We start from the raw sequence: 6961 nt of genomic DNA, 5'->3' as shown, positions 1-6961 counted from the left end.
CGCATCCGCATAGTCTGCACTGATCAGAAAAGATCGTGAACAGGTTCTGAGGGCCGTACGCCGGATTGGCGACGCGTGTCCATCGCAGGATCTCCGTGCTCGCATTGCACGCGAAGACTAGGGGTGTGTATCAGCAGCACAGAGCTTTCGACCAGTGCGCCACGGTGACGCGGCAGAAGCTGTCGTGCGCACACGTGTCGGCTTCGGCGTTGGAGCGCCGAGTTTGCGAAACGCGCGGGCTTGCACAGGCGCATGCAACTCCGATCGCACAAAAGAAAGAAGCCCGGTCGGGGGACCGGGCTTCCGATGCAGCGCGGGAGAGAGTCGCGCTGCAGTCAAACGTGCGGCTTACCAGCTGAAGCGCGGGCCGACCGACCATTCCTTGTTGCCGTCGCCATCCATACGGATGTCGCCGTTGATGCCCCAGTTCTGGTTCAACTTCACCTGGGCGCCAAGGCGGCCGTAGAAGTTGTCGCCGATGTCGATGCCGCGCTTCTTGGAGAAGTCTTCGTAGCCAGCCAGGGCATAGACTTCGAAGTGCTCGCCGAAGGCGTTACGCAGACCGGCTTCAACGCTGTAGCCGTCGAAGCTGATGTTCGGGGTGTCCAGGTCCAGCTTGCGGTAGGCAACGCGGGCAACGAAATCGGTGCTCGTGGCGATCTCGTGGTTGTAGCCCACACCAACGCCCCACTGCTGGAAGTCGGAGTTCGAGCTCTCGAACACGTTGTCGTTGTCGTCAGCGTTCTGCTTGCTGTAATCGCCGAACACGTGGAAGTTCGGAGCAACGGCGTAGGACGCCTTCACGCCCCAACCATCTGCATCGCGACCTTCGGTCGGGGTGCGCACGTAGTCGCCTTCGACGAAGTTGTAGGAGAGGTTTTCGGCAGCGGAGGCCGCAAACGGCAGGGCAGCGAGAAGGCCGAGGGCCAGCAGAGAAGTCTTCATGATCGAGATACCTGTACTTATGGTTTGGGCCGGCGCTGAGGCGAATGCCGTTCGCTGCCGAGATGTAAATTCTCCGTTATTCGATGGAACGCGACATGAATTTTGAACTGACCGGTTGATGAATCATCGCGCCAAGTTCAGCTGCGCTTTCTTGTGGCTGTCAGCGTATGCGAGTAGCGCACGTGCAAAGCGTGACGCAGCGTTACGTGCATGCTAACGATGTGACGCTGGCGTGTAGGTGCCGCACAAAAACACCGCAAATCCTGCATTGCGCTGTTGCAAGCGAGCACATCGCCGATACGCGCGCACTGGGAGCATAGGCGTCCCCAGAAGAAGCGGAGCAGCATCGTGGCGAAGAAGAAGACGGTGGCGCGGTTCATGGCCGAAACGCTGGAAAGTGCCGGGGTGGAGCGAATCTGGGGGGTGACCGGCGATAGTCTCAATGGGCTGACCGATGCGTTGCGCGAGATGGAGAGCATCGAATGGATGCATGTGCGCCACGAAGAGGTGGCGGCATTCGCGGCCGGCGCAGAGGCCGCGGTGACCGGCAAGCTGGCGGTGTGCGCCGGCAGTTGCGGGCCGGGTAATCTGCATTTGATCAATGGGCTATTCGATTGCCACCGCAGCCGGCAGCCGGTGCTTGCGATTGCCGCGCATATCCCGTCGTCCGAGATCGGCTTGAGCTATTTCCAGGAGACGCATCCGCAGGAGCTGTTCCGCGAATGCAGCCACTTCGTCGAGCTGGTGACCAACCCGGCGCAGTTGCCGGAGGTGCTGCACCGTGCGATGCGTACTGCGATCCTGCAGCAAGGCGTGGCGGTGGTGGTGATTCCCGGCGACATCGCGCTGATGGAGGTCGACAAACACCTCTCTGCCGCTTGGCCCGTGCTACGTGCACCGCGGCTGCTGCCGGCGGCCGAGGACGTGCAGCAACTGGCGGAGATCCTGCAGCAGAGCAAGGCGGTGACGTTGCTCTGCGGCAGCGGCTGTGCCGGGGCGCACGATGCGGTGGTGGCGCTGGCCGACACGCTGGGCGCGCCGATCGTGCATGCGCTGCGCGGCAAGGAGCATGTGGAGTGGAATAACCCGTTCGATGTGGGCATGACCGGCTTGATCGGCTTCAGCTCCGGCTATCACGCCATGCTCAATTGCGACACCTTGATCATGCTGGGTACGGATTTCCCGTATCGCCAGTTCTATCCGAAGGACGCCACGATTGTGCAGGTGGACCGTGACCCGGCTGCACTCGGGCGTCGCACGCCCTTGCAGCTGGGCATTGCCGCCGATGTGGGCGAAACCATCGCTGCGCTGTTGCCGCAGCTGGAGCGGCGCGAGGAGCGCGGCTTTCTGGACAAGTCGCTTGCGCACTACCGCAAGGCGCGCGAGGGGCTGGACGAACTGGCGGTACCGGCGGACGAAGGCGAGCCCTTGCATCCGCAATTCGTCACCCGCCTGATCAGCCAGATCGCCGACGAAGATGCGGTGTTCACTTGCGACGTGGGCACGCCGACGGTGTGGGCTGCCCGCTATCTGCGCATGAACGGACAGCGCCGCCTGCTGGGCTCCTTCAACCACGGCTCGATGGCCAATGCGATGCCGCAGGCGCTGGGCGTGCAGGCGGCCTGCCCGGGGCGGCAGGTGATTTCGCTCTCCGGCGATGGCGGGTTTGCGATGTTGATGGGTGACTTCATCTCGCTGGCGCAATTGAATCTGCCGGTGAAGGTGGTGGTGTTCAACAACGCGTCGCTGGGATTTGTGGCGATGGAAATGAAGGCAGCCGGGTATCTGGACACCGGCACCGAGCTGCGCAATCCGGATTTCGCTGCGATGAGCAATGCGATGGGCATCCTGGGGCTGCGCGTGGAGACCTCCTCGCAGCTGGAGCGCGCACTGCGCCAGGCGTTCGCGCATTCGGGCCCGGCCTTGGTCGACGTGCGCATTGCCACGCAGGAGCTGGTGGTGCCACCGGCGATCAAGCTGGAGCAGGCCAAGGGCATGGGCTTGTATCTGCTCAAGGCGGTGATGAGCGGGCGGGGCGATGAGGTGCTGGCGCTGGCCAAGACCAACCTGCGCTGACACCGCGCTGCGCGCACACTGCACGTCTCCTTTCGGATCGCACCCATGCCCCGTTCGTTGTTGCGGCAACTGTTGCTGATCTGGATCGTGATCGTGGCCGCATGCATCGGCGTGGCCACCATGCTCTTTGGGCTGTATCAGCAGACCGAAGGCGTGCGCCTGGACCAGGCACGCCAGCAACTGCAGGCGCAGTGCGGGCGCATCGTGCAGCGCTACACCGGTGCCAGCGAGGCCGCCCGCGCGGGCGACAACGGCGCCGGGCTGGCCGCGGTGGTGGTGCAATTGGTGCTAGCCGATGCGCCTGGCGTGGAGGGTGGGGTGTGGAATCTAGAGAAGGGATTCATCGCCTACGCATATCCCACCTACGACGGCAGCGACCACAAGACCGACATCCCGGCTGCCGAATGGAACACCATCGTCGCCACCGCGCGCCAGAGTGCGCGTGGCAACACGCCGGTGCAGTACCGCCGCGATGGCAGCCGCGAGGTGCTGTTGATCAGTGCCTGCCCGCTGGTGGCAGGCACCGCGGCCTGGACGATGACGCGGGTGCCGGCCAGCACCTCCGACGCCTGGCGGCCGTTGGTGATCGGCATGCTGCTGATCTTTGCGCTGGTGGCGGTGTCAGCGATTGCGCTGGGCGTGGTGGTGCGGCGCTGGGGCCGGCGGCTGGATCGCATCCAGCAGGCCTTGGCGGCCGAGACCGAACTCCCGCAGATTCCGGTGACCGGTGCGCCGGAATTGGACCGGCTGGGCGCGGCGGTGAACGACTATGCGCAGCGCAACGCGCAGGCGCTGGCGCAGACGCGCCGGCTCGGCGATGAACTCTCCCGGCACGAACGCCTGGCCGCGCTGGGCCGCATGACCGCCACCGTGGCGCATGAGATCCGCAACCCGATCGCCACCATGCGCCTGGCGGTCGAGAATGCGATTGCCAGTGGCAACGCCACGCCGGACGAGGCCGCGCATGCGGCCTTGATGCTCGCGCAGATCCAGCGCCTGGATGGCGTGGTCGAAAGCCTGCTCGGGATGGTGCAGCCGATCCGCCTGCACCTGGACACCGTGGTGGTGCGCGACTGGCTGGCGGCACTGCTGGATCCGGCGGAACTGCCCACCGGAACCCCGCCGCCGCAGCTCTCGGTGGCCGACCCATCGCTGCAATGGGCGCTGGACCCGCAGCAGCTGGGCCGGGCGGTGCATAACCTGGTACGCAATGCTTGGCAGCACGCGCAGCCAGGCACTGTAGTACGCGTGGACGCGGCAGTGCGTGCCGGCAGGTTGCAGCTATGCGTTGCTAACCAGGGCACACCGATCGCCGAACCGGTGGCTGCGCAGTTGTTCGAGCCCTTCGTCAGTGGCCGCAGCGACGGCAACGGCCTGGGATTGGCACTGGTACGCGAGATCGCACGCGCGCACGCCGGCCAGGTGCATTACACGCATGCCGATGGCATCACCCATTTCATCCTGGAGCTGCCATGGCGCGCATCCTGATCATCGACGACGATGCCGCGTTTCTGGCCACGCTGCAGGCCACGCTGCGCTCGCTCGGCCACAGCGTGATTGCGCTCGACAACGGCGCGGCCGGCGTCGCGCGGTTGCGCGAAGGTGGCGTGGACATGGCGTTCGTGGATTTCCGCATGCCGGGCATGGATGGCATTGCGGTGCTGCGTGCGCGCCAGGACCATGCCGCGGCGCGCCAGGTGCCGCTGGTGATGCTCACCGCCTACGCCTCCAGCAGCAACACCATCGAAGCGATGACCTTGGGTGCGTTCGACCATCTGGTCAAACCGGTGGGGCGTGCGGAGATCGTGGAGGTGGTGCAGCGCGCCCTGCACAGCGCCGCCGACGCGCCGAAACCGGGTGCCGCATCGCTGGCACCGGCCGAAGAGGCCGACGCACTGATCGGCCACAGCCCGGCGATGCGCACTGTGCACAAACGCATCGGCCTGGCGGCAGGCGCCGAGCTGCCGGTGCTGATCACCGGCGAGACCGGCACTGGCAAGGAGCTGGCCGCGCGCGCCTTGCATCACGCCAGTGCGCGCGCGCAGCGTGCCTTCGTGGCGGTCAACTGTGCGGCCATTCCGCTGGAGTTGATGGAGAGCGAGTTGTTCGGGCACCGCAAAGGCGCATTCTCCGGCGCCACCAGCGACCGCATCGGCCTAATTCGCCAGGCCGATGGCGGCAGCTTGTTTCTCGATGAGATCGGCGACATGCCGCTGCCGATGCAGGGCAAGCTGCTGCGGTTTCTGCAGGAAGGGGAGGTCACGCCGCTGGGCGGCAATGGCGCGCAGAAGGTGGATGTCCGCGTGCTGGCGGCCACCCACCGCGACCTGGCGGCGTGGGTGAGCACCGGGCAGTTCCGCAGCGACCTGCGCTACCGCTTGAACGTGGTGCCGATCGAGTTGCCACCACTACGCGAACGCGGCGACGACATCCTGCTGCTGGCCACGCACTTTCTGCAGAGCGCCGGTGGCGCCGCGCGCGCGCTGTCGCCCGATGCGCAGCGCCGGGTGCTGGACTATCCGTGGCCGGGCAATGTGCGTGAATTGCGCAATGTCATGCAGCGCTGCGCGTTGCTGGTGCGCGGGCACACCATCGCGGCGGGCGATCTGGACGAGGCATTGAGCGAACCGTTGCCAGGCGACCTGCTGCAGCCGCAGCCAGCCGATGCGCCAACCGGCACACAGTCGCTGCCCGAAGCGGTGGCGCAGCTGGAAAAACGCATGATCCAGGCCGCGCTGACGCAGGCGCAGGGCAACCGCGCCGAGGCCGCCCGTCAGCTCGGCATCCACCGCCAACTGCTGTACCGCAAGCTCGACGACTATGGATTGCAGTAGCCAGGCGCTGCGCACGGCAAGCTGTCTGCAAAGCGGACAGCGGTTGTCTGGAATGCAGACGCCGCGATGGCTTGCATCTCCAGCCACTGGCAATGAAATCAAGGCGTTGCCAGTTGGCACGATAGCTGCGTTCTCCTGATGGCACGCGGCGCCCCTGCCGCGATGGAGACACTGTCCATGATTCGTCAGACCGCACTCGCCTTTGCGCTGGCCTGCAGCGTGGCCACCGCTGCCGCGCAGGTCCCTGCTGCGCCGGCCGCACCGGTTGCGCCGCGCCCACCCGCCGATGCCCCGCCACCGCCGCCGGCCCCACCCACACCGCCTGCACCGGTGGCCGCCACCGCCGTGCGTGTCACCGGCACCGTCGAACGCTTCATGCTCAATCCCAATGGCGCGGTGGACGGCCTGTGGCTGCGCGATGGCACCCAGGTCGCGTTCGCACCGCACCTATCCACCGCCCTGCAGGCGGCGGTGCGGCGTGGCGATACCGTCAGCGTGCAGGGCTATCGCCTGGGCCGTCTGCCGGTGCTGCGTGCCAGTGCCATCCGCTCCACCCGCAGCGGGCAGGAGGTGGTGGACCAACCGCCATCGGCCGCACTGCCGGCTCCTGCACCGCCCGCGCCAGCGACGTTGACGCCCTTGCAGGCGGAGGGGCGGATCGAACGGCTGGTGTACGGGCCGGGCGGTGAAGCGACCGGCGCCCTGCTCAGCGATGGCACCGTGGTGCGGATGCCGCCGCACCTGGCAGTGCAGTTCGGCGACCTGTTGCAGCCCGGTGCGCCGTTGAGCGTGAGCGGGTTCGGTGTGGCCACGGCAGCCGGGCGGTCCATCGAGGCCACCCAGCTAGGCCGCGACCGTGCCTCGCAACGGGCCCTGTTCGCCCCGCCGCGCCCGGATGGCCCAGTGCCACCGGCACCGCCCGTGCCGCCAGCACCCGCCGCACCGCCCGCCCCGGTGCCGCCGCCCGCTCCGCGCTAAGTCCCGCGCCGGGCCCCGCGGCACTGCCGCGTCCCACGTCCCACGTCACCCCCTTGCGCCCCGTCACCAGCCACGCCTTGCGCGTGGCACGGGGCGCGCGTTGCCGGTCTTCGCCGGCCATCCTGATT

5 protein-coding genes are annotated in these 6961 nt (G+C 66.9%); 4 read left to right on the top strand and 1 reads right to left on the bottom strand.

What is annotated here, in order from left to right; all coding sequences use genetic code 11:
- Nucleotides 1-348: 348 nt before the first annotated feature.
- Nucleotides 349-945 (bottom strand): diffusible signal factor-reguated Ax21 faimly virulence factor, encoded by a 597-nt coding sequence (locus QRM60_RS20345; RefSeq protein ID WP_042596714.1) that lies wholly within the window; start codon nt 943-945, stop codon nt 349-351.
- 366 nt (nt 946-1311) lie between these two features.
- On the opposite strand from QRM60_RS20345, the gene poxB reads away from it, so the two are divergent.
- The 4 genes from poxB to QRM60_RS20325 all read left to right on the top strand — a co-directional run bounded on the left by poxB (nt 1312) and on the right by QRM60_RS20325 (nt 6833).
- Nucleotides 1312-3021 (top strand): ubiquinone-dependent pyruvate dehydrogenase, encoded by a 1710-nt coding sequence (poxB, locus tag QRM60_RS20340; protein WP_193589228.1) that lies wholly within the window; start codon nt 1312-1314, stop codon nt 3019-3021.
- Between the two features lie 45 nt (nt 3022-3066).
- Nucleotides 3067-4509 carry a HAMP domain-containing sensor histidine kinase gene (locus QRM60_RS20335; RefSeq protein WP_285446920.1) on the top strand — a complete coding sequence of 481 codons (1443 nt, stop codon included), beginning with the start codon at nt 3067-3069 and terminating at the stop codon, nt 4507-4509.
- A complete protein-coding gene (locus tag QRM60_RS20330; RefSeq protein WP_285446919.1) occupies nt 4494-5855 on the top strand; it encodes a sigma-54 dependent transcriptional regulator in 1362 nt (453 codons plus the stop codon). The genes QRM60_RS20335 and QRM60_RS20330 overlap by 16 nt, the downstream gene beginning before the upstream one ends.
- A 177-nt stretch (nt 5856-6032) precedes the next feature.
- Complete coding sequence (locus QRM60_RS20325) at nt 6033-6833, top strand: hypothetical protein (RefSeq protein WP_285446918.1); 801 nt, start codon at nt 6033-6035, stop codon at nt 6831-6833.
- The last annotated feature ends 128 nt before the right edge of the window (nt 6834-6961 follow it).

Source organism: Xanthomonas sp. fls2-241-TYG-148 (assembly GCF_030208815.1).
Taxonomy (GTDB): Bacteria; Pseudomonadota; Gammaproteobacteria; order Xanthomonadales; family Xanthomonadaceae; genus Xanthomonas; species Xanthomonas campestris.
This window is presented reverse-complemented; position numbering and strand designations above follow the sequence as displayed.

What these genes read in the sequence shown, in the direction of transcription:
- QRM60_RS20345 (WP_042596714.1), bottom strand. Translation starts at nt 945, where the DNA reads ATGAAGACTTCTCTGCTGGCCCTCGGCCTTCTCGCTGCCCTGCCGTTT.
- QRM60_RS20335 (WP_285446920.1), top strand. Translation starts at nt 3,067, where the DNA reads ATGCCCCGTTCGTTGTTGCGGCAACTGTTGCTGATCTGGATCGTGATC.
- QRM60_RS20330 (WP_285446919.1), top strand. Translation starts at nt 4,494, where the DNA reads ATGGCGCGCATCCTGATCATCGACGACGATGCCGCGTTTCTGGCCACG.
- QRM60_RS20325 (WP_285446918.1), top strand. Translation starts at nt 6,033, where the DNA reads ATGATTCGTCAGACCGCACTCGCCTTTGCGCTGGCCTGCAGCGTGGCC.